General features: G+C 55.8%; 22 protein-coding genes. 6 read left to right on the top strand and 16 right to left on the bottom strand.

All coding sequences use genetic code 11. The features are described from left to right. Positions 1-4,965: an alpha-2-macroglobulin family protein gene (locus C813_RS29245; RefSeq protein ID WP_017458997.1), complete on the bottom strand. Its 4,965-nt coding sequence runs from the start codon at positions 4,963-4,965 to the stop codon at positions 1-3. A 282-nt stretch (positions 4,966-5,247) separates the two neighbouring features. Here C813_RS29245 and C813_RS29240 point away from each other — a divergent pair, with 282 nt between their 5' ends. The 4 genes from C813_RS29240 to C813_RS29225 all read left to right on the top strand — a co-directional run bounded on the left by C813_RS29240 (position 5,248) and on the right by C813_RS29225 (position 9,877). Beyond that, the gene (locus C813_RS29240; protein ID WP_017458999.1) at positions 5,248-6,792 is read left to right on the top strand and encodes a PTS transporter subunit EIIC; all 1,545 of its coding nucleotides are present in this window, start codon (positions 5,248-5,250) and stop codon (positions 6,790-6,792) included. A 12-nt stretch (positions 6,793-6,804) separates the two neighbouring features. Beyond that, positions 6,805-8,166: a 6-phospho-alpha-glucosidase gene (locus tag C813_RS29235; RefSeq protein ID WP_017459000.1), complete on the top strand. Its 1,362-nt coding sequence runs from the start codon at positions 6,805-6,807 to the stop codon at positions 8,164-8,166. A 97-nt stretch (positions 8,167-8,263) separates the two neighbouring features. Continuing rightward, positions 8,264-9,106, top strand: coding sequence for a 3-mercaptopyruvate sulfurtransferase (gene sseA / locus C813_RS29230; protein ID WP_017459001.1), 843 nt, complete (start codon positions 8,264-8,266; stop codon positions 9,104-9,106). Further along, entirely contained in the window at positions 9,107-9,877 is a 771-nt protein-coding gene (locus C813_RS29225; protein ID WP_017459002.1) for a MurR/RpiR family transcriptional regulator, read from the top strand. A 39-nt stretch (positions 9,878-9,916) separates the two neighbouring features. Here C813_RS29225 and C813_RS29220 read toward each other — a convergent pair whose 3' ends face one another. The 12 genes from C813_RS29220 to trmJ form a co-directional block, all read right to left on the bottom strand. Then, positions 9,917-11,908, bottom strand: coding sequence for a M48 family metallopeptidase (locus C813_RS29220; protein ID WP_017459003.1), 1,992 nt, complete (start codon positions 11,906-11,908; stop codon positions 9,917-9,919). A gap of 164 nt (positions 11,909-12,072) precedes the next feature. Continuing rightward, on the bottom strand, positions 12,073-12,849 hold the full coding sequence (sseB, locus tag C813_RS29215) for an enhanced serine sensitivity protein SseB (protein WP_017459004.1): 777 nt from the start codon (positions 12,847-12,849) through the stop codon (positions 12,073-12,075). A 46-nt stretch (positions 12,850-12,895) separates the two neighbouring features. Continuing rightward, a complete protein-coding gene (gene pepB / locus C813_RS29210; RefSeq protein ID WP_017459005.1) occupies positions 12,896-14,182 on the bottom strand; it encodes an aminopeptidase PepB in 1,287 nt (428 codons plus the stop codon). Positions 14,183-14,242: 60 nt separating this feature from the next. Next, positions 14,243-14,443: a Fe-S cluster assembly protein IscX gene (gene iscX, locus C813_RS29205; protein ID WP_007370809.1), complete on the bottom strand. Its 201-nt coding sequence runs from the start codon at positions 14,441-14,443 to the stop codon at positions 14,243-14,245. A 1-nt stretch (position 14,444) separates the two neighbouring features. Next, complete coding sequence (fdx, locus tag C813_RS29200) at positions 14,445-14,780, bottom strand: ISC system 2Fe-2S type ferredoxin (protein ID WP_017459006.1); 336 nt, start codon at positions 14,778-14,780, stop codon at positions 14,445-14,447. A gap of 1 nt (position 14,781) precedes the next feature. Continuing rightward, positions 14,782-16,632, bottom strand: a complete 1,851-nt coding sequence (gene hscA / locus C813_RS29195; RefSeq protein WP_017459007.1) for a Fe-S protein assembly chaperone HscA — start codon at positions 16,630-16,632, stop codon at positions 14,782-14,784. Between the two features lie 18 nt (positions 16,633-16,650). Then, the gene (gene hscB / locus C813_RS29190) at positions 16,651-17,166 is read right to left on the bottom strand and encodes a co-chaperone HscB (protein WP_017459008.1); all 516 of its coding nucleotides are present in this window, start codon (positions 17,164-17,166) and stop codon (positions 16,651-16,653) included. Positions 17,167-17,239: 73 nt separating this feature from the next. Next, positions 17,240-17,563 (bottom strand): iron-sulfur cluster assembly protein IscA, encoded by a 324-nt coding sequence (iscA, locus tag C813_RS29185; protein WP_017459009.1) that lies wholly within the window; start codon positions 17,561-17,563, stop codon positions 17,240-17,242. A 17-nt stretch (positions 17,564-17,580) separates the two neighbouring features. Beyond that, on the bottom strand, positions 17,581-17,964 hold the full coding sequence (iscU, locus tag C813_RS29180) for a Fe-S cluster assembly scaffold IscU (protein WP_017459010.1): 384 nt from the start codon (positions 17,962-17,964) through the stop codon (positions 17,581-17,583). Positions 17,965-17,990: 26 nt separating this feature from the next. Then, the gene (gene iscS, locus C813_RS29175) at positions 17,991-19,205 is read right to left on the bottom strand and encodes a cysteine desulfurase (protein WP_017459011.1); all 1,215 of its coding nucleotides are present in this window, start codon (positions 19,203-19,205) and stop codon (positions 17,991-17,993) included. 119 nt (positions 19,206-19,324) lie between these two features. Next, positions 19,325-19,816, bottom strand: a complete 492-nt coding sequence (gene iscR, locus C813_RS29170) for a Fe-S cluster assembly transcriptional regulator IscR (protein ID WP_017459012.1) — start codon at positions 19,814-19,816, stop codon at positions 19,325-19,327. Between the two features lie 189 nt (positions 19,817-20,005). Next, positions 20,006-20,737 (bottom strand): tRNA (cytosine(32)/uridine(32)-2'-O)-methyltransferase TrmJ, encoded by a 732-nt coding sequence (gene trmJ, locus C813_RS29165; protein WP_017459013.1) that lies wholly within the window; start codon positions 20,735-20,737, stop codon positions 20,006-20,008. 117 nt (positions 20,738-20,854) lie between these two features. On the opposite strand from trmJ, the gene suhB reads away from it, so the two are divergent. Next, positions 20,855-21,658, top strand: a complete 804-nt coding sequence (gene suhB / locus C813_RS29160; protein ID WP_017459014.1) for an inositol-1-monophosphatase — start codon at positions 20,855-20,857, stop codon at positions 21,656-21,658. A 42-nt stretch (positions 21,659-21,700) separates the two neighbouring features. Here the strand turns inward: suhB and C813_RS29155 are convergent, their stop codons facing one another. Together C813_RS29155 and C813_RS29150 are read right to left on the bottom strand one after the other, a co-directional pair. Next, the gene (locus C813_RS29155) at positions 21,701-22,681 is read right to left on the bottom strand and encodes a nickel/cobalt transporter (RefSeq protein WP_017459015.1); all 981 of its coding nucleotides are present in this window, start codon (positions 22,679-22,681) and stop codon (positions 21,701-21,703) included. Next, entirely contained in the window at positions 22,672-23,310 is a 639-nt protein-coding gene (locus C813_RS29150; RefSeq protein WP_017459016.1) for a DUF1007 family protein, read from the bottom strand. The genes C813_RS29155 and C813_RS29150 overlap by 10 nt, the downstream gene beginning before the upstream one ends. 124 nt (positions 23,311-23,434) lie before the next feature. On the opposite strand from C813_RS29150, the gene csiE reads away from it, so the two are divergent. Then, complete coding sequence (gene csiE / locus C813_RS29145) at positions 23,435-24,712, top strand: stationary phase inducible protein CsiE (protein WP_017459017.1); 1,278 nt, start codon at positions 23,435-23,437, stop codon at positions 24,710-24,712. On the opposite strand, the gene C813_RS29140 is transcribed toward csiE, so the two are convergent. Beyond that, positions 24,709-25,851 carry a 3-phenylpropionate MFS transporter gene (locus tag C813_RS29140; protein ID WP_017459018.1) on the bottom strand — a complete coding sequence of 381 codons (1,143 nt, stop codon included), beginning with the start codon at positions 25,849-25,851 and terminating at the stop codon, positions 24,709-24,711. The genes csiE and C813_RS29140 overlap by 4 nt on opposite strands. Between the last annotated feature and the right edge of the window lie 78 nt (positions 25,852-25,929).

The raw sequence follows: 25,929 nt of genomic DNA, 5'->3' as shown, positions 1-25,929 counted from the left end.
TTACGGTACGATAATCAGCGGACCACTGGTCGCACCGGTCGCCCGCCACTGCGGAACATACATTGACTCCACCTGCGGAGCAGGAACCTGGTAAGTGCCTGGTGTGACCGCGCGCGCCAGGTAAACCAGCGTGACCCACTCCCCTGCGTTTACTGGCACCGCAGCAACAAATCGGTCATCACGAAACTCCATATGCTGGATATCTACTTGTTGCATGCGATTAAGCAGATCCTGCACTTCACTGCCGCTATCTTGCAGACTGGCGCTGCTATCGGCGAGGTTCTGGTTTTCCAGTTCCAGCCCGGCGGGCAGTAAATCAACCACCAGCGCGTCCGGTACGTTCTGGCTGGCGTTCACATCAAGACGCACCAGCACCAGTTCACCGCTTTTCAGTGACGAAAGCGACTTACTGCGACCATCGGTTCCCAGGAACGTACGCTCAATTTTTAATACCTTCCCGGACGGCGCAGGTGCCTGTTCAGGATAACCGGTACTGTCGAGACGCAACCACAGCGGTGTGCTGCCGCTATTGGTAACCTGTAATGCCCCCAGTTGATCGGCACTGAGATTGCGGCTTTGCGGACGATCGCCGCCGAGCCCTGCTACATCCAGAGAGGTTTGTGCCTGCCACGCGCCAGTGGCGTTTTGCAGATTACGCCCGGCCATAAACAGCGCGTTGCTCTCCTGTGTCGACAACCAGCGCTGACCGTAGGCCTGCTCGGCGAGCGTCGCCAGCAGACGCGGCTGCTCCTGTGGCAGCAGGTTGTTATCTTCCAGCAGCGCCAGGATCAATGCGTTATCACGCAGTTCGCTGCCGTAATCCGCCAGCCAGTGCCCGGACTGCGGGCGAGACGTTTTCAGCCCCAGCGCTAACGCTTGTTCGCTGCGCTGCGCATCGCCCATCATTTTAAGTGCCACACCTAGTTGCATCAGCGGCAGCGCCGCTTTGGCCTGCTCGTGACGTTGCCAGATTTCACGCAGTGCGCCTAACGGCGCTTTCTGCTGACGCGCCAGCACCAGACCGGCATAGCTTTGTACGGCGAACTTGGTTGCCGGCGCGTCATCGGTATAGCGAATAGACATAGCCGCAGGATCCTGCAAATAGCGCAGTAAGCGATTATTGGCGTTATTTAGCGCATCCATAGGCACGCTATACCCCTGCGCAGACGCGCTGACCAGGAAGTCGGTGACGTAGGCCGTCAACCAGTACTCTTCCGGCCCGCTCTTGTCCCAGAGCGCGAAACCGCCATCTTCGCGCTGCATCTGCAGCAGCCGGGAGATACCCAAATCCACCGCTGCGCGGCGCTGCTCATCGCTGTCGCCTTTGATACCCAGCGCTTTCAACTGCGCGGCATTGGTATAAAGCGACGGGAACAACCCGCTGGTGGTCTGTTCAAGACAGCCGTACGGATAAGCACGCAGCTCTTCGATGTAGCGCGCCAGATTCAGCGGCGGCTTGCCGCTAAGCAATAAGCGACCTTGCAAGGTCACGGGTGAAACATTAGCAAGATGTTGCCCAGGTGTATGCCAGCTCTCACCCGGATTGAGCATCACACCGCTATTGACAGTCTGTGCCGCAAACGGGGGACGCACACCGATTTTCCACTGCTTTTGCTGCGGTGCGAACGTTTCACCCGGTAAGGTCAGGCCGCTGATTTGCGCACTAATCTCGCCATCGCCAAAGCCCTCCAGCGCGCGCACCGGGATAAACAGCGTGGTGCGCTCGCCGGCCGCGAGCTTAACCGGTTCCGGTTGACCGCTTTCCAGAGCCAGCAGGCCGCTCGCCGCCAACGCGACAGTGAGCGTTTGCGGTTGATCGGTCAGGTTAGTCAGATCCAGCGTCAGGCGAGAAGTATCGCCACTGCCAAGGAAACGGGGCGTATTGAGATCCGCAATCACCGGCGCTGCAACAATCACTTTGCTTTCGTTGCTACCAAAGTCTTCCGCCGTCCAGGCTTGAGCCATTACGCGCAGCTCGCCGTTGAAATCGCCAATTGGCAAGCTCACCGTACCTTCGCCATTTTCATCAAGCGTTACCGGCTGTGCCTGCTGAGCAATAATGGTGACATGGTTGACCGGCGGTTTGCCGCCGCGGTTAAGCTCGTCGCCATCGCCACCAAAGCGCAGCGCCGCCAGACGTCCCTGCCCTTCAATCACCTGACCGTAAATATCGTAGATATCCGCACCGTAGCGTTTCTGGCCGAAAAATCCCTGCCACGGATCCGGCGTCACATAATCGGTAATGTTCAGCACACCGCTGTCCACGGCGGACAGCAGCACGTTGATTTGTTTTGGCGTGGCGCCGTTTTTAACCGCTGCTTTGACTTTCACCGTCAGCGGTTGGTTAGGGCGCATTTTTTGCGGCGCGTCGAGCGTCACGTCAAGGCGACGGTTCTCATCGCCCATCGGCAGGTGCAATAAACCTACCGCGCGTTTTGGCGTGGCGGATTTCGATTTATCGCCAGGGCGTACCACCAGCGTGCTGATATAGAGATCGTGGCGCTGCCACTTCTGATCGACAGGAATACTCAGATCCACGCCCTCTGCCGGCACATCGATCTCTTTCCACCACAGCGGACCTTCGCTGGATTCGATCATCGCGTAGCCTTTTCCTGCGGCAGGCGCGGTGACGTGCAATTTGATGGTATCGCCCGGTTTGTAGGCCGGTTTATCCAGTTTCATGGTGACGCGATCGGGCCTTGCCGCACCGGCGCCATCGGTGTTGTCCTGCCAGCTGTAACCGGCCCAGAAGCGCACGCTACTGATGGTGTCATCCGGCCCTTTCACTTCCAGGCGGTAGGAACCCCAGTCTACCGGGAAACTGACTTTTCCGGTTTCATCTGCTTTGAGCGTCAAGCTTTGTTCGCCTTCGACCAGATCTTTCTGATCAAACTGTGATTGCCAGCCTTCGCTTTCCGACCAGTTCCAGAAGTAATCGCGGCGTTCACGAATCAAGCGCACCTGCAAATCGCTGACCGCTTTTTTCACACCACTGGCATCGGTATAGACAATGTCAAAAGCGGCATTGCTGCCCTCATCAACAATCGGCTGGTTCACGGTGGTGTCAGTCCGATAGTCATACACTGCTTTAGAGGCAAACTGCGGACGAATACCCGGCAGCGCTTGCGCAGGCCAGATGGCCTGTTCTGCGCGGCGTGTCACCGGGCGACCGCCTGATTCCAGCAGGCTGGCTTGTAAAATCACCTGCAACGGCGAGTGCGAATCCTGCCACTGGCTCGGCGTGGTGATTTCGCCCTGTCCTTGTTTATCCAGCGTCAGATGCACTTCATCCAGGCTGCGGCTTAGGTTCTCTTCGGCAATATCGCCAAACTGGAAGCCCGGCAGCGCGGGAACGGCTTCGCGCAATGGCCGAAGGAACAGCTGGCCTTGCAGACTGTTTCCGCTGGCGGGCGCGCCATACAGATAGTGGCCATCAATGTTAAACACTACATCTGCGGCAGGCTCAACAGGCTCTGGTTGCGGCGTAATATTCAGCGCCATACGCTCTGGCATGAAATCTTCAACGTGAAAACTCCACTCACGAGAAAGATTATCCCCGGTGTTTGCACGGATGTGCCACATGCCCGTTTGCGCGCTGGCTTCCAGCGGATAAGTAAACTGATACAGCCCATTTTGCGGCTGGCTGACCACCGTGCGAATCACCTGCCCGTCCGGTTTTACCACTTCGAGTTTTACCGGCTGCGCTGCCAGCGGCTTACCGTCGCTGTCGCGCAGCAGACCATTAAGGATCACCGTTTCGCCAGGGCGGTAGAGATCGCGCGGGCCAAACATAAAGAACTGTTTGCTGTAGCCCGGATCGCCTGCGATGGCGAACTCGGCGAGATCCAGCGCCGGTAATTTCAGATCCAGCAGCGTGGTTTCACCGGCTTTGCGCGCGAGGATCAACGCCGCTTCTTTGTCGGTGCTGAGCGTGGCATGACCATCGCTATCGCTGGTGGCCTGTGCGAGGGTTTGCCCTTTCTCATTCAGCAGCATCACTTCAATGCCCGCGAGCGCAGCGCCGTTTTCCAGCCCCTGAGTGAAGATATCCAGCCGGTTGTGGTAACGGTGCGCAGAAAGGCCAATGTTACTGAGGGTGAACAAGGTGGCGGCATTGCTGTAGTTGTAATGCCCGGCCTGGTTCATCACCGCGATGTAAACGCCGGTTTGCTGTAACGGCTGAATACCGCTAAGAGGCAACAGCAGTTTTTCACGCGTGTTGCGGGTTGGGTTGAGATCAAAACGGCCGGTATAAACCAGGTCGGCCATTTTCAGTAGCGTTTCAGATTCCCAGTTCGACAGTGAACTGCGGTACTCCCACTGGCTGATAAATACGGCCAGCGATTCCGGTTTCACGCGGTAAAAATTGACGTCAACGTTGTCCACGTTCAGCGCCATCACCGGCAGCCCGTCCACCACTTTTCCTGGCAGCAGCGAACCCCGGCTGGCGAAACCGACGCTTGGTTGCACATCGCGGGTGGTGATTGTTTTTTCGTAATCGCTACCGAACGTAGCCTTATTCAGCGCCAACAGCCCTTTATCAACCGATACCAGCAGCTCGCGGTTCGGTTCGAGATGGCGCAGGCGCAGCTCTTTCAGGTTTGGCGCCAGTTCCCAGGCACCATCCACTTTGCCACTTTTTTTATCCACCAGATGCACGGTGGAAGCAAAGTTCTGATCTGGATCCAGCGGCACCGAGAAGGTCAGCACTAACGTCGCCGCGCCGTCCAGCTGCACTTCGGAGGCATCCAGCAGGGTTAACGGTTTGCCTTCGCTGCGTGCGGCAAGCTCAGCAAGCTTTGCTTTATCCTGCGGGACAGCCGACGGTGTTTTTTGCTCTGGCGCAGGCGCAGCTTTCGATTCGGGTGCGCTGGCGGCCTTAGGCTTATCGTTATCATCGCAGCCTGCAAGCGTAAAGGTGGTGACGAGCGCAAGAGTTAGCGCCGCAAAACGTAGCGGTTTCATTCGTTATCCCTGGTTAAGTAACCTGTTGAAAGAGGCTCACACATTATTATGCGCAACCGTGACAATTACAAAACCGCCGATGAATTCTGGAAAGCGCCTCGCAAAGCGCAGTCAACGTTCTTCACCCTTGCTGTTAACCCGATCACAGCCCGTAATGTAACATGTTACGTTATGAGTCATTTGTTTTTAAAACAATAAGATAGCTGGATATTTCTTATTGCTGCCTGCTACCGTTAAGCGGTCTGTGCACCTTTGTGCGCGGTTCTAATAAGAGAGAACATTATGTCCAGAGCCGTGAATGCCCTACAAAATTTTGGTAAGTCCCTCTTTGGTCCGGTGCTCATTTTGCCCATCGTCGGTTTGTTTATTGCCTTCGGAAATATCTTTGGCAACGGCAACCTGGCCGAATATTTGCCCTTTCTTGGTCATCCGTTTATTCAAAACGTCGGCCAGTTAATTGCCAAATCCGCCGTTTCGGTGCTGGCTAACCTGGCGCTGGTGTTTGCCGTCGGTATCCCGGTCGGGCTGGCCTCGCGGGATAAAGGCTATGCCGCATTAATTGGTCTGGTGACGTTTATTGTTTTCATCAACGCCATGAATGTCACTCTGCAGATGCAGGGCGCGCTGGCTCCTGCCGCACAGATGAAAGCCGCCGGGCAAAGCATGGTGCTGGGTGTACAGGTGCTGGAGATGGGCGTTTTCGCCGGGATCCTCACCGGCGCACTGTCGGGTTATCTGTATGATAAATATTCCGGCGTACAGTTTTCCGGCGCGATGGCCATTTACTCTGGCCACTGTTTTGTCGCCATTATCATGCTGCCGGTGTCCATCGTGCTCGGTGTGGTGATGAGTGAGTTATGGCCCTTTGCTCAGCACGGTATCAGCGCGCTGGCACTGGCGATTAAAGGCGCCGGGCCATTTGGTGTGGCGGTGTACGGTTTTCTGGAGCGCATTCTGGTACCGACCGGGCTGCATCACCTGGTTTACACCCCGTTCCTCTATACCGAGTTAGGCGGTACAGCAGATGTCTGCGGCAGCACCTATCAGGGCGCACGCAATATCTACTTCGCAGAAATGGCCTGCCCGAGCGTCACACAATTGAGCAGTACGGCGGTGTGGGATGCGCGCGGCATCAGTAAAATGTTCGGCCTGCCCGCTGCCGCGCTGGCGATGTATGTCACCGCAAAACCCGAGCGCAAAGCCGCAGCGAAAGCGATTCTGATCCCCGCCGCGCTCACCTCGTTGCTGGTGGGCGTGACCGAACCGATTGAGTTCTCGTTTCTGTTTGTCGCGCCGCTGCTGTTTGTGGTTCACGCCGTGCTGACCGGCATTGGCATGATGTTGTTTTCCCTGTTCGGCGTTCATGCCATCGGTGCGAACGGCATTATCGATTTCATTCTCTACAACCTGCCGCTCGGCACCGAAAAATCCAACTGGCCGATGTACATCCTCGTCGGGCTCATCATGTTCGCCCTCTACTTCGTTATCTTCCGCTTCCTGATTTTGCGCTTCGATATGAAAACGCCAGGGCGTGAGGATGACAGCGAAGAGACACGCCTTTACAGCAAGCAGGATTACCAGGCCAAAGGCAATAACGACGCGGTTGGCGAAGCGATTATCGAAGGGCTGGGCGGGCGCGCCAATATTGAGGTGGTGGATAACTGCTACACCCGTCTGCGCGTAACGGTAAAAGACACAGCGGTGATTAATGAGCCGCAGTTGAAAGCGACAGGCGCAAAAGGCGTGATCAAACAAGGTAATAACGTTCAGGTGGTCTACGGGCTGCATGTCAAAAAAATGCGAGAAGCGGTTGAGATGTTTCTCTAAAGGAGTCCAGAAATGATTAAACCCCCGTTTATTTTATCGATCGCCGGTGGCGGCAGCACCTATACGCCGGGCATCGTCAAAAGCCTGATGGTGAGACTGGAAGATTTTCCGCTGGCGGAAATCCGCCTTTACGATATTGATGAAGGCCGGCAAAACACCATCGCGCCGGTGGTGGAAAAAGTGATCCGTGACCACAGCCAGAGCATTAAATTTACCGTCACCAGCGATGCGCAAACTGCGTTTCGCGGCGCGCACTTTGTTTTCGCGCAGATGCGCGTCGGGCAATACAAAATGCGTGAGCAGGATGAAAAGATCCCGTTGCGCCACGGCGTGGTGGGTCAGGAAACCTGCGGCCCAGGCGGGCTGGCTTACGGGCTGCGGACCATTTTGCCGATGGTAGAGCTCATCGATTTGGTGGAACGTTACGCCGATAAAAGCGCCTGGATCGTTAACTACTCCAATCCGGCAGCGATTGTCGCCGAAGGGGTGCGCCGCCTGCGTCCCAACGCGCGCGTGCTGAATATTTGTGATATGCCAGTGGCGGCAATGCGCAATATGGGCGCGATCCTCGGCGTTGATCGCCACAAACTCGAGGTGGATTACTTCGGCCTGAATCACTTTGGCTGGTTTACCAAAGTGCGGGTCGATGGTGAAGACAGGCTGCCGGAGCTGCGTGAGCACGTTGCCCGTTTTGGTCTGTTGACTGAAGATGCCGCACAAACCGATCCGCAACACTCCGATCCGTCGTGGGTGAAAACCTGGCGCAATATTAAGCCGATAATGGATCACTTCCCGGATTTTTTGCCGAACCCCTATTTGCAGTATTACCTGATGCCAGATGACATTGTTGCGCACCAGAACCCCGATTACACCCGCGCCAATGAAGTGATGGACGGGCGCGAGAAAAAGCTGTTTGCTGCGGCGGCGGAATATCAGCGCACCGGTATTCTGCCGGATGCGTTCCATGTTGGGGTACACGGCGCATTTATCGTCGATGTCGCATGTTCGCTGGCTTTTGACCTGCGCCAGCGCCATCTGGTGATTGTGGAAAATAAAGGGGCGATTGCTAACCTGCCTTACGATGCCATGGTGGAAGTCCCGGCCTATATCACCAGTGAAGGGCCGGAACCGGTGCGGATGGGCGCGGTGCCGCTGTTCCACCAGACGTTGCTAATGCAGCAACTGGCTTCGGAACAACTGCTGGTGGAAGCCACCATTGAAGGCAGTTACGAGAAAGCGCTACAGGCATTTACCCTGAACCGCACCGTGCCGACCATGCAGCATGCGAAAGCAATTCTGGATGAAATGATCGAGGCCAACCGTGACTACTGGCCCGCACTGCAAAAAGCATGGGAAAACGGCAAACCAGCATAAAAATAACGAGGTCACTCGCGGCGTTAGCGATGTCGGCTTGTCGGGTCATGAAAAAACGTTAACAATTCAGGTTACTGTTGATGACACGGAGACAACCATGTCCACCTCGTTTTTTGTCGCGGCCGACTGGCTGATAGAGCACAGCGATGATCCCGAAATCCAGCTGATTGATGCGCGGATGGCGCCAGTGGGTCAGGAGCATCGCGACATGAGAGCGGAATACCGCGCCGGGCACCTTCCCGGTGCGGTATTTTTTGATATCGAAGCCCTTTCCGACCACACCACGCCGCTGCCGCATATGCTGACGCGCCCGGAGGCGTTCGCCGTGGCAATGCGTGAACTGGGCATCAGTCAGGATAAACATCTGGTGGTGTATGACGAGGGCAATCTCTTCTCTGCCCCGCGCGCCTGGTGGATGCTGCGTAATCACGGTGTGGAAAATGTCTCGATTCTGGCCGGTGGGCTGGCAGGCTGGCAGCGCGATGCCCTGCCACTGCAAAAAGGCGACGTGCCGCTTCCCGAATCCGATTTTAATGCCAATTTCGACCCTCACGTGGTGAAAAAACTGACCGACGTGCTGCTGGCGAGCCACGAAGGCACGGCACAAATTGTCGATGCTCGCCCCGCGCCACGTTTTAATGGCGAAGTGGATGAACCGCGAGCGGGTCTGAAGCGCGGCCATATCCCCGGTGCGCTGAATGTGCCATGGGTCGATTTAGTCGTTGAAGGTGAACTGAAAACCACCGATGAGCTGGCGGCGATTTTCCGCCGTCAGGGTGTGGATCTGCACAAACCGATTATCGCCAGCTGCGGCTCCGGCGTGACGGCTTCGGTGGTTATTCTTGCACTGGAAACGCTTGGTGCAAGTAACGTGACGCTGTATGACGGCTCCTGGAGTGAATGGGGCGCACGCGCCGATCTACCCATCGAAACGGCGTAAATGGACAACCGACTGGCACCACTGCTGACGCGCGGGGAATCACTGACCCGCGCGGAATATCGCGTGCTTGCGCACCTGACGGAACATCCCTTGCTGGTGGGAAACATCACGGTGCGCGAGCTGGCGCAGGCGACATTTGTCTCCACCGCCACCATTATTCGCCTGTGTCAGAAGCTCGGTTTTAGCGGCTATAGCGAGTTTATCTGGCACTGCAAACAGCGGCTGGCAGACACGCCGCACATTACCGGGCCGCACAGTGAACCCGCCGAGCTACCCGCCGCTTTCGCGCAGTTTTTGGCTAATTATCAGCGTACGTTTCAGTGGGTGAGCGCCAAAAAACGGCAGCAATTTGCTGCCCTGCTGCTTGAGCAGGAGAGCTTTTTTCTTTACGGCGCCGGTTTTTCCTATCTGTTTGCTGAGTACCTGACCAAGAAATTACAAGTGCTGGGCAAGACGGCGTTTATCTCCGGGCCTGGCGACAGCCGGAATATCTTTCTAAGTAACGCGGCGCGTTACCAGGTGTTTATTGCCGTTTCCCGCAGCGGTGAAACTGAACAAGTGCTGGATAAAGCGCGTATTGCGCGCACGGTCGGTATGACGGTGGTGGCATTTACCCGCGCGTCAGTAAACCCGCTGGCGGAGATGGCGGATATCCATTTCGCGCTGTACGACGAAGCAGTGCATTTTGCCGCTGAAGCTGCCGGGATCACCTCGTTCGAGTCAAACCTGGTGCTGCTGATGGATCTGTTGCTGCTGGAAGCGACGCAATAATGCTTGCCGCCGCGCGGCAAGCATCAGCAAACGTGCGAATTACGATTGGTTCAGTTCACGCCGCGCCCAGGCGGCCTGAATGTATTCATGAAGCGCGACATACAGCTCCTCAATCGACATTTTTTCACGCTGTACGCCTTTCAACACCCCGCCGGGCAGGCTTATCACCACTTTGCGCTTCTTCGGCTCAAACGTAAAACTGCGGAACAAACACCCGACGGTGCAGGTAGGTGGCTGATAACCTTCCCGCCAGTAGAGATCGATAAACACCCACTCATTGACGCTACGAATATCAATATTTTCAATCTCCGCCAGCAACAGCGGCGCGCTGAGCTGATAGCTCTCGATACCTTGCGCAGTCAACGTGAACAAAGGCTGGCGCACACGCGTATGCATCGTCCAACTCGCCAGACCAAAGATCAGCCCTCCGGCCGCCAGGCCAAAGATTATCTTCTCCATCGAGGTGTTGGCGGTGGCGTTCCACTGGATACTCAGCGCGAAAACTAAACCGGCACCAGCAACACAAAGCACCGCCAGCACAAGGAACAACCAGAAATTTTTCTTCCGCAGCGAAACGATGACGCTTTCTGTGGAGTGTGCAGCCAGACTCTCTAATTCGGCCTGATACGCGTCATGATGCGCTTCCACATTGCTCGCCATGCCGGCGGTTAACGCGGCGGAAATAGCCGATGCATCGCGGAATAAACTGCGCATCCACTGGTAATCCGCCTCCTCTGCCGGGCGCGACGCCCTGGCCAACAGCGTTTCATCCAGCGGCACATTCAGTTGCTCAATACGCAAGCGCGTCGGCGGGTGGCTGTCCGTTGGGTGCGCCAGTTCCTGCTCAAGCGAGGCGGCAACATCAAAACGCCCACCCTCACGCAGCGAAGCAAACAGGCTGTGCACCAGGTCGTGCGTCTCAAGTTTGCGGTTAAAGAACAGCTCCATCGGCGCGTTAAACCGTTCATTGAGCGCAGAGAAACGCAGCAGTGAAGCCGCCAGCGCCTGCGGCGAGCTGGTACGCGCGCCTGCGGCGTCCGCCGCCAGTTCGCGTACGCGGCTCCAGCCATTGACCGTTTCGTGGAACTGACGGTAAAACCAGAGGCCGAGATGAATAGTCGGGTTGAGCGCCAGTCGCTCAAGCCAGCCGCTGCTCGCTACATCGCGATAAAAGTAGTCGAGACTGTTTTCCATACCGGCATACAGCCCGGCGAAATGCAGGGTGTAGACGGTATCATTACCGGAAAAGTGCCCCAGCTCATGGCCAATCACGGCAGCCACTTCGTCTTTATTCATAAACGCGGCGTAGCTGAGCGGGAAATAGAGCGTGTTGCCGGTTAAGCGCGCACCGTTTTCAATTTGCACCGGGCTTGCAGTGACGTAAAACCCCTCGAATAAACCGACAACAATATTATCCGGCACAATGGCCTGCCCGTGCTGAGCTAATTCTCTGACCCAGCGCCACAATTCCGGCGCGTCGGTTTCAGAAACGGCTGCACCGTGCACCTGCATATCTTGTGGCTCAAAAAGCGCAAAGCAGCGTTTTAGTAAGAACAGGCTTTTCAACACCATAAATACCAGCGAACCAATGATCAACAAGACGAATATCACCAGTTTGATATTAAAGGCGCTCGCCCGACCTAACGTGTAGATCCAGCACACTTCATATAACAGCACGCAGACCAGCGCGAAACCAATCGACGCCATGACACCGACCATAATAAATGGCAGTAACTTGCGACAAAGGGTAAACGCGGCAATTAACTTTTCCGCAGATATACGGGCTTTCCGTACGCTTAAAATACAGAGAATTACTGCGCTGCTACTGGCAATCAAGCCTAACAGGGAAAACAACATTCCGCCTTTGGCGAGGATCTGACGCGACATATCGGCAAATACGCTGTGACCAACAAAACCATATTGCGTCACCTGGTAAACATCCACTTCGTTAATACGGATATTCTGCCAGCAGGCGTAGAAGAAGAGAATTAACGGTACGCCGAAGCAGTACAGCAGGCTTTTTTTGTCCATAAAAAGTAACCGTAAAGAAACGTAAAAACGAACCGTATCACAGGTATAGGATTAATACATAATTTATGGAATTTACAGCAAAAACCGCACAACGTTATTAATGAAAGGCTAATAATTCAATTTCTTAAATAATAGCAGGCGGTACATGGCATACCGCCCGATAATTAAATAATGCGATTTTGCTTAAAGTCGCGCAGAAAACTTCCCCAGCGCCGTTCGTAGAAAGGGGTAATATGCGCCATCATAAAATGGCTAATTCCTTTTTCACCTTCAACGACCTGGCAAATATCCACCGGCTCGTCGCCAGGCAGCGTATCGGTCGCCACACTGCCCGCCGCGTGAATTATCTCTTCGATATCGCCTTCGGCCTCGATACCAATCAGCAGATTGGGCTGCTCATCGGCCTTCTCTTTGATTGAGCAGAGAAACGCGCGCTTCACGGTTTTGATGCTTTTAAACAGCGTGGTCAGCGAATCCACCATTTGCGCGGGCGGTTCAGCCACTTCGGAAAGCAGCAGCGCCGCGCCGCCCTCCAGCACTTCCTGTTGGCTTAGAGGACTGCCCTCTTCGCCCACCAGGTGGCTGATTTCTCGCGGCGTGAACTCTTTGCCGGTCGGCAGCTTCGCATTGAGGAACAGCGTCTCGCCGAGCGTCATTTCAAACAGTGTGCGCGCGGGCATCACCACAAACGCCTGCTCCTCTTCCACTGCCTGTTGCAGGGCTTCGAGCGAGGTAAAGAACGGGATCACCGAGGTGCCGTCATCTTTTTCCCAGTGCTGTAAATCGAGCGCGCTGTCTTCAACAATGGCTTCGCCTTCCGCCGCGGTGCCTGGCACCCAAACAGTGGATTCCAGCAGCGTGCGGAAAAATGCCGGACGATAAGCAGGCTCGGTTGCGGCCTGTTCCAGCAGGGTTTCTAATTCGTTTTTGCTTTCTGACATAGTGGTTCCAGAGAGTTTCCTCTCCCTTACGGGAGAGGAAAAAAGATTACTTCGCGGTTAACAGATTCGCCAGGGTACGCACGCCAAGGCCGGTCGCTCCCGCCGCCCACTGCTCAACCGCCGCTTTACGATAGGTTGCTGAGCAGTCGATGTGCAGCCAGCCCTGCTGGTAGTTTTCGACAAAGTGCGACAGGAAACCGGCCGCCGTGCTTGCCCCTGCCGGGAATGAACCGCCTGCGGTGTTGTTCAGTTCTGCGAAGTTGGACGGCAATTGATTGCGATGGAACTCGGCCAGCGGCAAACGCCAGAACGGTTCGTTTTCCGCGCTGGCACTGCTGAGCAGACGCCCGGCAAGCGCATCGTCAAAGCTGAACAGCGCGTGGTAATCATTGCCGAGCGCAGTTTTCGCCGCGCCGGTCAGCGTTGCCGCATCAATAATCAGCTCTGGTTTCTGCGCAGAAGCGTCGATCAGGCCATCGGCCAGTACCAGACGCCCTTCCGCATCGGTATTCATGATCTCAACGGTTTTGCCGTTACGATAACGGATGATATCGCCCAGTTTGAAGGCGTTGCCGCTAATCAGGTTATCCGCACAGCATAGGTACAGTTTGATGCGTTTATCCAGCCCGCGATTGATGGCAAACGCCAGCGCACCGGTCACCAGCGCCGCGCCGCCCATGTCGGATTTCATGGAATCCATTGAGGAAGTCGGCTTAATGCTGTAACCGCCGGAATCGAAGGTAATGCCTTTGCCCACCAGCGCGGCATAAACCGGCGCATCCGGATTACCGGTCGGGTTGAAATCCAGCGCCAGCAGTACCGGCGGGCGCTCAGAACCCCGACCAACCGTATGCAGACCGAGGTAGTTCTGCTCGCGCAGATCTTCACCTTTGGTGATGCGGTAAGAGACGTTATCGCCACCGACTTTGTGCAACAGATCGACCGCGCGCTGCGCCAGTTGCTCCGGCCCCAGCTCTTCCGCAGGAGCGTTGATGGTGTCACGCACCCAGTCGATCACCAGCAGGCGGCTATCCAGCTCTTTTTGCTCGGCGTCGTTCAGCTGCGCCCATTCCACTTTGCGCGTGCCTTTTGGCCCTTTATAACCGGCCCAGAACGCCCAGCTGCGATCCGCATCCCAGCCTTCGCCGCTCAGGGCAACATGTTTGATGCCCATGCCATCGATTTTACGTGCGGCGCGTTGGATCAGGCCTACGTCATCTTTCCCGGTCAGATGCAGTGCGATGCCGTCGTTATTGATGCTGTAAGTGGCTTTTTCACCCCAGCGCGCGTCGGCGCTTTGCGTTGTCAGCGTAATTTTCATAGCTTCTGTCATTATTTTTATCCTTATGGCTGTTCATGAAAACGGGCCGCCCGAAGGCAGCCCGTTTGATGATTACGATGCTTCGTCTAACCAGACTAGCAGAATCGCTTCGAGAATTTTTTCATTCGATGCATTCGGATCATCGTCAAACTCTTCCAGCTCGCAAATCCACTGGTGCATATCGGTGAAACGCACGGTTTTCGGATCCACGTCCGGGCGGCTGTCGTACAGCGCCTCGCCGATTTCGCGGCTATCGGTCCATTTCAGCCCCATATTAGTGCTCCCGCGCGTGGTTGATGGTGTAGCGAGGAATTTCAACCACCAGATCTTCATCGGTCACACGCGCCTGGCAGCCTAAGCGGCTTTCTGGCTCCAGGCCCCACGCTTTATCCAGCATGTCGTCTTCCTCTTCACTGCTTTCCGGCAGCGAGTCAAAACCTTCACGTACCACACAGTGGCAAGTGGTGCAGGCGCAGGATTTTTCGCAGGCATGCTCAATCTCAATCCCACCGCGCAGGGCGACATCAAGAATGGTTTCACCGCTCTTAGCTTCCAGAACTGCGCCATCCGGACAGAGATCCTGATGAGGCAGAAAAACAATTTTAGGCATATTAAACCTCGTCGACGGAATGGCCTTTCAGCGCGGTACGTACGGATTGGTCCATACGGCGTGCGGCGAATTCCTGGGTTTGTTTATCTACATTTTTAATGGCTTGTTCTATTGCGTCGGTGTCATCGCCGTCGGCAACCGCGCGTAACTGCGCGACTGCGTCGTCGATCTCCGCACGCTCTGCGGCGCTTAACAGCGCGGCGTCAGCGGCAAGCGCGCTGGCAAGGCTTTCCAGCACGCGCGCGGCTTCCACTTTCTGCTCCGCCAGCATGCGCGCTTTCACGTCTTGCTCGGCGAAACTCATGGAGTCTTTAATCATGTCGGCGATTTCGCCATCGGTCAGGCCGTAAGACGGTTTCACCTGAATGGAGGCTTCTACCCCGGTGGATTTCTCCATCGCGGCCACGCTAAGAAGACCGTCAGCATCCACCTGGAACGTGACGCGAATATGCGCCCCACCCGCTGGCATCGCCGGAATACCACGCAGCGCAAAACGCGCCAGTGAACGGCAGTCTGCCACCAGTTCACGCTCGCCCTGCATCACATGGATAGACATCGCTGTCTGGCCATCTTTGAAAGTGGTGAACTCCTGCGCGCGCGCCACCGGAATGGTGGTGTTACGCGGGATCACTTTTTCTACCAGACCGCCCATGGTTTCCAGCCCCAGCGAGAGCGGAATGACGTCCAGCAGCAGCATTTCGCTGTCCGGCTTATTGCCAACCAGAATATCTGCCTGAATGGCTGCGCCAATCGCCACCACTTTATCCGGATCAATCGACGTCAGCGGCGTACGGCCAAAGAACTCGCCTACCCGTTCGCGCACCAGCGGCACGCGCGTTGAGCCGCCGACCATCACCACTTCCAGCACATCTTGCGCTTCCACGCCCGCATCTTTCAGCGCGCGACGGCAAGAGAGCAGTGTGCGTTTGACCAGCGTTGAAATCAATTCGTCAAACTGGCTGCGTGTGATAGTCCCCTGCCAGCCTGCCACATTCACGGTAACGCTGTCGGCATCGCTGAGGGCGATTTTTGCGGCAATCGCCGCATCCAGCAATTCGCGCTGTTGACGTACATCGCTGCGATCGATAATGCCCGCCTGTTCACAAATGTAATCCGCCAGCAGATGGTCGAAATCGTCGCCGCCGAGCGCGGAATCACCGCCGGTCGCCAGCACTTCGAAAACACCGCGGCTGAGGCGCAAAATCGAGATATCAAAGGTGCCGCCGCCGAGATCGTAAACCGCAATCACGCCCTCTTTACCGGAGTCCAGGCCGTAGGCGATTGCCGCAGCGGTCGGTTCGTTTAGCAGGCGTAATACATGCAGACCCGCCAGACGCGCCGCATCTTTAGTGCCCTGGCGCTGTGCGTCATCAAAATAGGCAGGAACCGTGATCACCACGCCGTCCAGATCGCCGGAAAGCGTCTCTTGCGCACGCGCGGCAAGGGCTTTGAGGATATCCGCAGAGACGCGAATCGGGTTAACCAGACCGCCACGTGTAACAATCATTGGCAGACCATTTTCGCTGGGCTGGAACTGCCACGGAAGATGCGGGTAACGCGCCTGAATATCAGCCAGGCTGCGCCCCATCAGGCGTTTGACAGAACTGATGGTGTTCACAGAGTCCAGCGCAGCATTGGTGCGGGCATCATAGCCGACAACATGGCTGTCGGCCTGGTAGTTAACCACCGAAGGGAGCAGGTGACGTCCGGCGCTGTCGGCCAGCGTTTCCGCCTGCCCGCTGCGCACGGTGGCAACCAATGAATTGGTGGTGCCGAGGTCGATACCCGCCGCCAGACGACGCTGGTGCGGCGCGGCGCTCAGACCGGGCTCACTGATTTGTAATAAGGCCATGATGTGCTTCCAAAAAAATTAAAAACCGAGCAGTTTTTCTTCGAGTTGTTCTGTTGCGCTGCGCAGTTTATCGAGAAAACGCAGTTTACGCACGGTATCCGCCGCCGCGTCCCACGTCTGGCTGGCTAATTGCTCCACCATTTGCCGATGGCGCGTGTCATACATTGCTTTCACACGCTGTTGAAATGCGTCCAGACGGGTCGCGTCTTGCGCTTTTTCAATCTCGTCCAGTTCTTCACGCAGCTCAAGTTGCTCCATTAAGAAGGCGGTATCGCGCACTGTGTGCTGCTCGGAGGCTAAATCAAAACCGTGCAGCGACAGCAGATATTCTGCGCGCGTCAACGGGTTGCGCAGCGTTTGCCATGCCTGGTTAATGGTAGCGGATTGCTGGACGGCAGCCAGTTGTTCCGCCTGAGGGCGGCTCGCGAAGCGGTCGGGATGGAACTGACGTTGCAGATCCTGGAAACGTGTCGCCAGCGCCTGGACATCAAGCTGATAGTCGGCCGGCAACCCAAAGAGGGTGAAGTAATCCATAACAATTCCGGGTGTGCAATCGAAACAGACCCCACGCACAGGACGCTGCGGTGGGGTCATCGGATGATGGCGATTAAACGTTGAAGCTTTCGCCGCAACCGCACTCGTCTTTGACGTTCGGGTTGGTGAATTTAAACCCTTCGTTCAGGCCTTCTTTTACGAAGTCCAGTTGAGTGCCGTCAAGGAATTGCAGGCTTTTGCCGTCAACCACTACCTTCACGCCTTTGTCTTCAAACACCGTGTCTTCTTCGTTCGGCGCGTCGACAAATTCAAGGACATAAGCCATACCAGAACAGCCGGAGGTTCTTACCCCCAGACGCAGACCAAACCCTTTACCACGGTTGGCCAGGAAGGTATTGACTCGCGCGGCAGCACTGTCGCTCAGGCTAATGGACATGACAACAACCTCCCGCCTTATTTCGCTTCTTGTTTACTTTTGTAATCCGCAATCGCGGCTTTGATCGCATCTTCCGCCAGGATTGAACAGTGGATTTTCACCGGCGGCAGTTCCAGCTCTTCGGCGATATCGGTGTTCTTGATTGCCTGCGCTTCATCCAGAGACTTGCCTTTCACCCACTCGGTAACCAGTGAGCTGGAAGCGATTGCAGAGCCGCAACCGTAAGTTTTGAAACGCGCGTCTTCGATAATGCCTTTATCGTTAACTTTGATCTGCAGTTTCATCACGTCGCCGCACGCCGGTGCACCAACCATGCCGCTACCTACGGTGTCGTCGTTGTCGAACGAGCCAACGTTGCGCGGGTTTTCGTAGTGATCGATTACTTTTTCGCTATAAGCCATTTTTTCTTCTCCTGCTTGCGCAACAATTAATGATGAGCCCATTCGATGGTGGTCAAATCCACGCCCTGTTTGAACATTTCCCACAGCGGAGAGAGTTCACGCAGACGGCCGATAGATTTACGTACCAGCGCGATGGTGTAGTCAATTTCTTCTTCGGTGGTGAAACGACCTAAAGAGAAACGGATGGAGCTGTGTGCCAGCTCATCATTCATGCCCAGTGCGCGCAGCACGTAGGACGGTTCCAGGCTTGCAGAGGTACAAGCAGAGCCGGAGGATACAGCCAGATCTTTCAGCGCCATGATCAGCGACTCGCCTTCAACGTAGTTGAAGCTGACGTTGAGAATGTTCGGTGCGCCGTGTTCGAGATCGCCGTTCAGATAAACTTCTTCGATATCGTTGATGCCGTTCCACAGACGGCTACGCAGGCCGCGCAGACGTTCCATTTCGCTGGCCATCTCTTCTTTCGCGATGCGGTACGCTTCACCCATGCCGACGATCTGGTGAACAGGCAGAGTACCGGAACGCATGCCGCGTTCGTGACCACCGCCGTGCATCTGCGCTTCGATACGCACACGCGGTTTACGCTGCACATACAGCGCGCCGATGCCTTTAGGCCCATAAATTTTATGACCGGAGAAGGACATCAGATCCACTTTCAACTGGCTCAGGTCGATAGGCAGTTTGCCCACGCTCTGGGTAGCGTCAACGTGATAGATAATGCCGCGCGCACGGCACATTTCGCCGATTGCCGCGATATCCTGCACCACGCCGATTTCGTTATTCACGTGCATGATGGAAACGAGGATGGTGTCTTCACGCATCGCCGCTTCCAGCTCTTTCAGGTCGATAATGCCGTTGCTCTGCGGGGCGAGATAGGTCACTTCGAAACCTTCGCGCTCCAGTTGACGGCAGGTGTCCAGCACGGCTTTGTGTTCGGTCTTGCTGGTGATGATGTGCTTGCCTTTTTTCTGATAAAAGTTGGCTGCACCTTTGATCGCCAGGTTATCGGATTCGGTTGCACCGGAAGTGAAGACGATTTCACGCGGGTCCGCGCCGACCAGTTCTGCAATCTGGTTACGGGCGATATCAACCGCTTCTTCAGCTTGCCAGCCAAAACGGTGAGAACGGGAAGCAGGGTTACCAAAGGTCCCGTCCAGGGTCAGAAACTGCATCATTTTCTCGGCAACACGCGGATCCACCGGCGTGGTTGCGGAGTAATCGAGATAAATCGGTAATTTCATTGCTCTTTAAACTCCGTACATCGCTCTAATGCAAGGAATCAGGCAACCGGCTGGATGTACGACCGCGTTAACAGGGCACTGTTGTGTGCCCTGGCCCGATTCTGAATTCTGTTTTTTTATTATGCGCGCAGTTTGACGTCGATAGCGTCCTGGCCACGGGTGTTGCGATGGGATTCGTTATTATGCTGACGGTCAGACACATCAAGGATTTCCTGGTTGTTAACCAGTTCACCCAGCGTGATGTTGTTTAAGAAACCGGTCAGACGATCGCTCAGATCGCGCCACAGCGCATGGGTCAGGCACTTATCGCCCCCCTGGCAGCCGCTTTTACCCTGGCAGCGGGTTGCGTCTACGGATTCGTCAACCGCGCTAATCACTTCGCCAACGGCAATGGTATTTGCGTCTTTACCCAGCAGGTAACCGCCGCCCGGGCCACGTACGCTGGCGACTAAGCCATTTTTACGCAAGCGGGAGAACAGCTGCTCCAGGTAGGAGAGGGAAATTCCCTGACGCTCGGAAATATCAGCCAACGGAACCGGGCCCGCTTCGGAGTTGAGTGCAACGTCCAGCATTGCGGTCACGGCATAACGCCCTTTAGATGTCAGTCTCATGTCTTACAAGCCTCAAACTCGCCCCTGCCCGGGGTGTATTATTAATATGTTAATGTTGCATAGCAGACGCAAGTCTGACATTCCCGACTAAATTGGTCAACTATTTAGTTGACTGTTTTAGTCAGGTATTTGTCGTTTAGTGCTTTCATAGAGTTAGACCGAAAAAGGGCATTTTCCCGGCCTCGCGCGTTACTCTTTATGCTTCTGTTCGATGGACGCCAGAATGCCGCGCAGGATATTAAGCTCCTGACTTTCAGGGCGCGCGCGGGTGAACAGACGACGCAATTTATTCATCACCTGGCCGGGGTGGTTTTCACGAATAAAACCAGTTGCCAGCAGGGTTTGCTCCAGATGCCCGTAAAAACGCTCCAGATCATCGACCAGCGGATACGGCGTCTCTTCATGCTCAACAGCCGGGGCACTGCTCTCTTGTGCGGCCAGCCACGCCATGCGCACTTCATAAGCAATAACCTGAACCGCCATCGCCAGGTTCAGCGAGCTGTATTCCGGGTTGGCGGCAATCGCCACGTGATAATGGCACTTTTGCAGTTCATCGTTGGTCAGGCCAACGCGTTCGCGGCCAAACACCAGTGCGACCGGCGCGTGTTCCGCTTCGGCAACGCTTTTCAGCCCGCATTCACGCGGATCGAGCATCGGCCACGGCAGCGTGCGGGAACGCGCGCTGGTGCCAACAACCAGACTGCAGCCGGCGAGCGCTTCATCCAGCGTGTCGACGATTTGCGCATTGCCAATCACATCGCTGGCACCTGCGGCCAGCGCGATAGCTTGTGAATCCGGTTTTACCAGCGGGTTTACCAGCCAGAGATTCGTCAAACCCATTGTTTTCATTGCACGAGCAACAGAGCCCATGTTGCCGGTGTGGGAGGTTTCCACCAGTACGATTCGAATATTTTGCAGCATAGATTTTCAACGGCTAAAGAATATTCGCGCATATTATCATAAAGCAAAGACATAATCCGAATTCGCTGCTATGATATGCGCCGTTTTCCGTTCTTTAACATCCAGTGAGAGAGACCGATGCATCCGATGCTGAACATCGCCGTGCGTGCTGCGCGCAAGGCGGGTAATTTAATTGCCAAAAACTACGAAACTCCGGACACCGTAGAAACCAGCCAGAAAGGCAGCAATGATTTCGTGACCAACGTTGATAAAGCAGCCGAAGCGCTGATTATCGAAACGATCCGCAAATCTTACCCGCAACACACCATCATCACCGAAGAGAGTGGTGAGCACGAAGGCGCTGACCAGGATGTGCAATGGGTTATCGATCCCCTGGATGGCACCACTAACTTCATCAAACGCTTGCCGCACTTCGCGGTATCCATCGCCGTACGAATCAAAGGCCGCACAGAAGTCGCTGTGGTTTACGATCCTATGCGTAACGAACTGTTCACCGCCACTCGCGGCCAGGGCGCACAGCTGAACGGCTACCGTCTGCGCGGCAGCGCAGCTCGCGATCTGGATGGCACCATTCTGGCGACCGGTTTCCCGTTCAAAGCCAAACAGCACGCCACCACCTACATCAACATCGTGGGCAAACTGTTCACCGAATGTGCGGACTTCCGTCGCACGGGTTCCGCAGCGCTGGATCTGGCCTATGTTGCTGCTGGCCGCGTGGATGGTTTCTTCGAAATCGCGCTGAAACCGTGGGATTTCGCCGCCGGTGAGCTGCTGGTGCGTGAAGCTGGCGGTCTGGTATGCGATTTCACCGGCGGTCACAACTATATGATGACCGGCAACATCGTGGCGGGTAACCCGCGCGTAGTTAAAGCGATGCTGGCGAATATGCGTGAAGAGCTGAGCGACGCGCTGAAACGCTAAGTCTGGCTGTGCCCGGTGGAGGTTTGCCACCACCGGGTGCTATCAAAACGGTCGTAATCCGCCGCCCGGCGGTAACGCACTGACCCACATTATTACCGACGCGCTAATTAACAACACGCCACCGGTCAGAGCCAGCGTGGTCCAGCCAACCTGTCGCCACAATACCGGCGCACGCTCCCCGCTTAATTTCACTGCCAGTTGGCGAAAGCCATGAACCAGCAGCGCCAGCGAACTGATGGTCAGCGACGTTCCGACCGCCATTGCCAGCGCGGACGCCACACCCCAGCTAAACACGCCAATCACTTTACTGAACAGCAGCACCATGATCGCACCGGAACAGGGGCGCATCCCCATCGACAAAATAATCATCAGCCGTGCACGCCAGTCATCTCCGCTCTGTAATTGTGAGGCCGAAGGTAAATGTTGATGACCGCAACCGCACCCTTCGTGATGAACATGATGTGGCGTAAAAGCGCGGAATTTCGGTGCTAGTACAAGCGCGCGCAGCTTTTTCAACGCTCGCCAGCACAAAAGCACTCCCAGCACCCCCACCAGTAAATAACTGCCCTTCTCCAGCCAGTAACCGCTTAAATGCAGCTGCCGCGCGGGCAGAACCAGAATACTCAGCACAATCACCACCAGCGCAATGGCCACCAGCCCCTGCAATAACGAAGAGGCCAGCGTTAAGCCAATCGCCGGTTTCAGTTTTGACGGATGCGTAGCAAGCCAGGTGGCGATCACCACTTTGCCGTGCCCCGGCCCAAGCGCATGCAGCACACCATAGACAAAACTGAACAGCAACAGCGCCCCACCGGCCTGACGCGGATTTTCTGCCACCGCTTTCAGTAGGCTGCTCATTTTCATATTCACATCGCGCTGCCAGATAACGCTTTTCACCATCACCTGCGGCCAGATCTGCCACAGCCACAACACGGCTGCCAGCGCGCATACCATAAAAAGCACCAGCGGCCACCAGTGCAATAAGCGTCGTTTTCGCGCCGCAGCGCTCATCATCACGGACATGTCAGCGTCACCGTCTGGGCAAATTGTTTACCGAGCTCCATATCTTCCGCCGGTGCATCGGCTTTATCCAGCGACTGGGCATAATTCAGCACCTCTTCGCCCGGTTTGGGCGTTTGTACCGCCAGTTTGCAGCCCTGAGGCGCAGTAGCAGGTAATGCCGCGTCGCTCGCTTTTGCGTAACTCATATCGACAAAATAGGTGGGATCGAAAGTGGAAAAAGTATACTGCTGGCCGTTCAGCGGCTGCGGTTCGGCGAGCGGCAAAATAAACGTCAGCACCGCCTGGTGCGCAACCTGTTCCATACCATACTCCGTGGGTCGGTTAAGAAACTTCACTTTCTGCCCGTGGTGCCAGACTTCGGTGAAATAGTGTTGACCCAGCACGTTTGCCATCACTTCCGCCGCCAGTTTTTTCCAGATCTCATCGCCGGGTTTTGCATTGCCTGCGTCATACAGCAGGTCTGCTGAGGTGATCTCATCCATCGTCCAGCGCATTTTCAGCCCGGTGAACTGCCCGTTGTCGATCAACACTTGCGTTTTCATGCGGATAAAACTGTGCGGATGCGCCACAACTGAAAATGATAAAAGCGCGAGAAACAGGCCACTGACGCATTGTTTAACTGCTTGCATGTCTTCCCCACGAGAAAAATTCTGTGATGCTCCCCGGCAATCCTGAATGAAAGAGCTGCCGCTGCGCTATCGCTGAGCATACCTTTAACTACGCTTATCAAAAACCCCAACTGGAATCTGACAGATGACAATTGTAATGACACCGCCATCTGCACTCTCCAGTCCGCAGCGCCGCTGCCAGGTGCTTTTGATGCTCGCCTTGCCGGGGCAGCACGTCACCATGGAACATATCAGCGCTATGAATGGAGTGGACGACGCCGTGGCTCGCCGGGATATCGCTGAAACGGAAAGTGAAATTCAGCGCTACCACCGGCTCTCTATCGTTTCCCACCCTAACGGCGGCTTTCGGATTGAGGGCGCTCCGCTCGATCAACGTTTATGCCTGTTGCACTGGCTTCGCCGTGCGCTGCGGCTGTGCCCGCAATTTATCACGCAACAGTTTACTCCGGCGTTAAAAACCGCGCTTAAACAGCAAGGTATTGCCCGAACGTTATACGACGACACAAACCTGTTGGCGTTGATTAATCTCTGCTCGCGCCGCCTGCAGCGCGTCTTTGAATGCCGGGATATGCAGTTTCTGCGTCTCTATTTGCAATATTGTTTACTGCAACATCACCAGGGACATACACCGGAATTTAACCCGGTTCAGCAAGAGTGGGCGCGAATGCGCGCCGAGTATCAGGTAGCACAGGAGATTGTGCGCCACTGGCAGCGCCGCGTTGTTGACTCTCCGCAGCAGAATGAGCACCTGTTTTTGTCGCTGCTGTTTATGCTGGTGCGCACGCCCGATCCGCTGCGTGACCAGCAACACCAGGATCGCCGTCTGCAAAAAGCTATCCACCGGATGATCGCCCGCTTTCACGCTCTGGCGGGGCTGCGCTTCAGCGACGAGCAGGGTTTAAGCGCCCAGCTCTATATTCACATTGCCCAGGCGCTGGATCGCAGCTTGTTCGGCATTGGCATTGATAACAGCCTGCCCGAAGAGATTAATCAGCTTTACCCGCGTCTGATGCGAACCACCCGCGATGCATTGCAGGAGCTGGAAGACGAGTACGATTTGCGCTTCAGCGATGAAGAGACCGGGCTGGTGGCGGTGATTTTCGGCGCCTGGCTGATGCAGGACAGCGATCTGCATGAGAAACAGGTTGTGTTGATTACTGGCGAAGACAGTACGCGCGAACAGCAGATTGAGCAGCAACTACGTGAATTAACGCTGCTGCCGCTTAGTATTAAATATTTGCCGCTGGCGGAATTTCGTAAGACCGGCGCACCGAAAGACGTGACATTGATTATCACGCCTTACACTACGCCGCTGCCGTTGTTTTCACCGCCGTTGATTCACACCGACGGGCCGCTGAGCGGGCAACAACAGCGTCACATTCGCGACATGCTGGAAAGCTAGCGGGCCTGCACGGCGACGTTCGGACGCAGGAACAGTGCCGGAATGGCCAGCACGGCCATGACAAAAAACAACCCCTGATGCAGATGTTCAAACAGGAAACCGGCGATCATGGTCATCAGCGCAATGCTGCCGCCCATCGCGACCGCTGAATACACCGCTTGCAGGCGAATCACCTCACTGCCCTGCCGCGCCGAGATATAGCGCATCGCGGCCAGATGGCAAACGGTGAACGTGCCGCAGTGCAGGATCTGGGCAATAATCAGCCACGGAAGCTCGGTCGTCCAGCCCATCAGGCTCCAGCGCACCAGCCCGCAAACGGCGGAAAGTAGCAGCAGATCGCGCGCGCTGAAGCGACGGAACAGCCGGTTACTGAGCGCGAAAATCACCACTTCTGCCACCACGCCTAACGACCACAAATACCCCACGGTTGAAGCAGAATACCCCGCCGACTGCCAGTAAATGGCGCTGAAGCCGTAATAGGCAGCATGTGCGCCCTGCAGCAGCGACACGCAGGCGAGAAAACGCCAGTTCTGCACAATCAGTGCCCGCCAGGCCTGCCAGCCTGCGCCGTCCTGCTGGCGATTTTCACCCTGCGGCAAAATGGAAGGACGCAGCAGCATCCCCAACAACATGGATGCCGCGCCCAGCGTCAGCAGAGCCAGAATCGCCTGGTAATCAAACAGGCTCACCAGTTTGCCGGTGAGCGCCGAACCAATCACAAAAGCAATCGATCCCCACAGACGCACGCGGCCATAATCCATCGGGAACTGTTTTTGCCAGGTGCCCGCCAGCGCATCGGTGAGCGGCACCAGCGGCGAAAAGAAGAGGTTAAAACCGATGATAATGACCGCCAGCCACGCCACATGCGTTCCGGCATAAAACGCCAGCGCAAACAGCAACGTTGCCAGCGCCAGCGCGCGCAGAGCCGTAATCAAGCTGGAAGGATCGCTCACGCGCGGAGCGATGAAAAGGCTGCCAAGGAAGCGGGCGACAAGACCTGCGCCGAGCAACATCCCGATGATTTCGGGGGTCAGCCCTACGCCTTTGAGCCAGACGCTCCAGAAAGGTAAGAAGATGCCGTAGCTAAAAAAGTAGGTGAAATAAGCGAGCGCCAGCCAGCGCGTGGACTGCAAGACCATGATTTCCTCCTGAATGGAGGCGATAGTCTGGCGATAAATAACAGGGCTGGCAAGTAACAATCAGGCAACACATGCGCT

It is taken from the genome of Kosakonia sacchari SP1 (genome assembly GCF_000300455.3).
Lineage (GTDB): Bacteria > Pseudomonadota > Gammaproteobacteria > Enterobacterales > Enterobacteriaceae > Kosakonia > Kosakonia sacchari.
The sequence above is the reverse complement of the archived record's forward strand: the minus strand, read 5'-3'. Positions and strand labels throughout refer to the sequence as shown.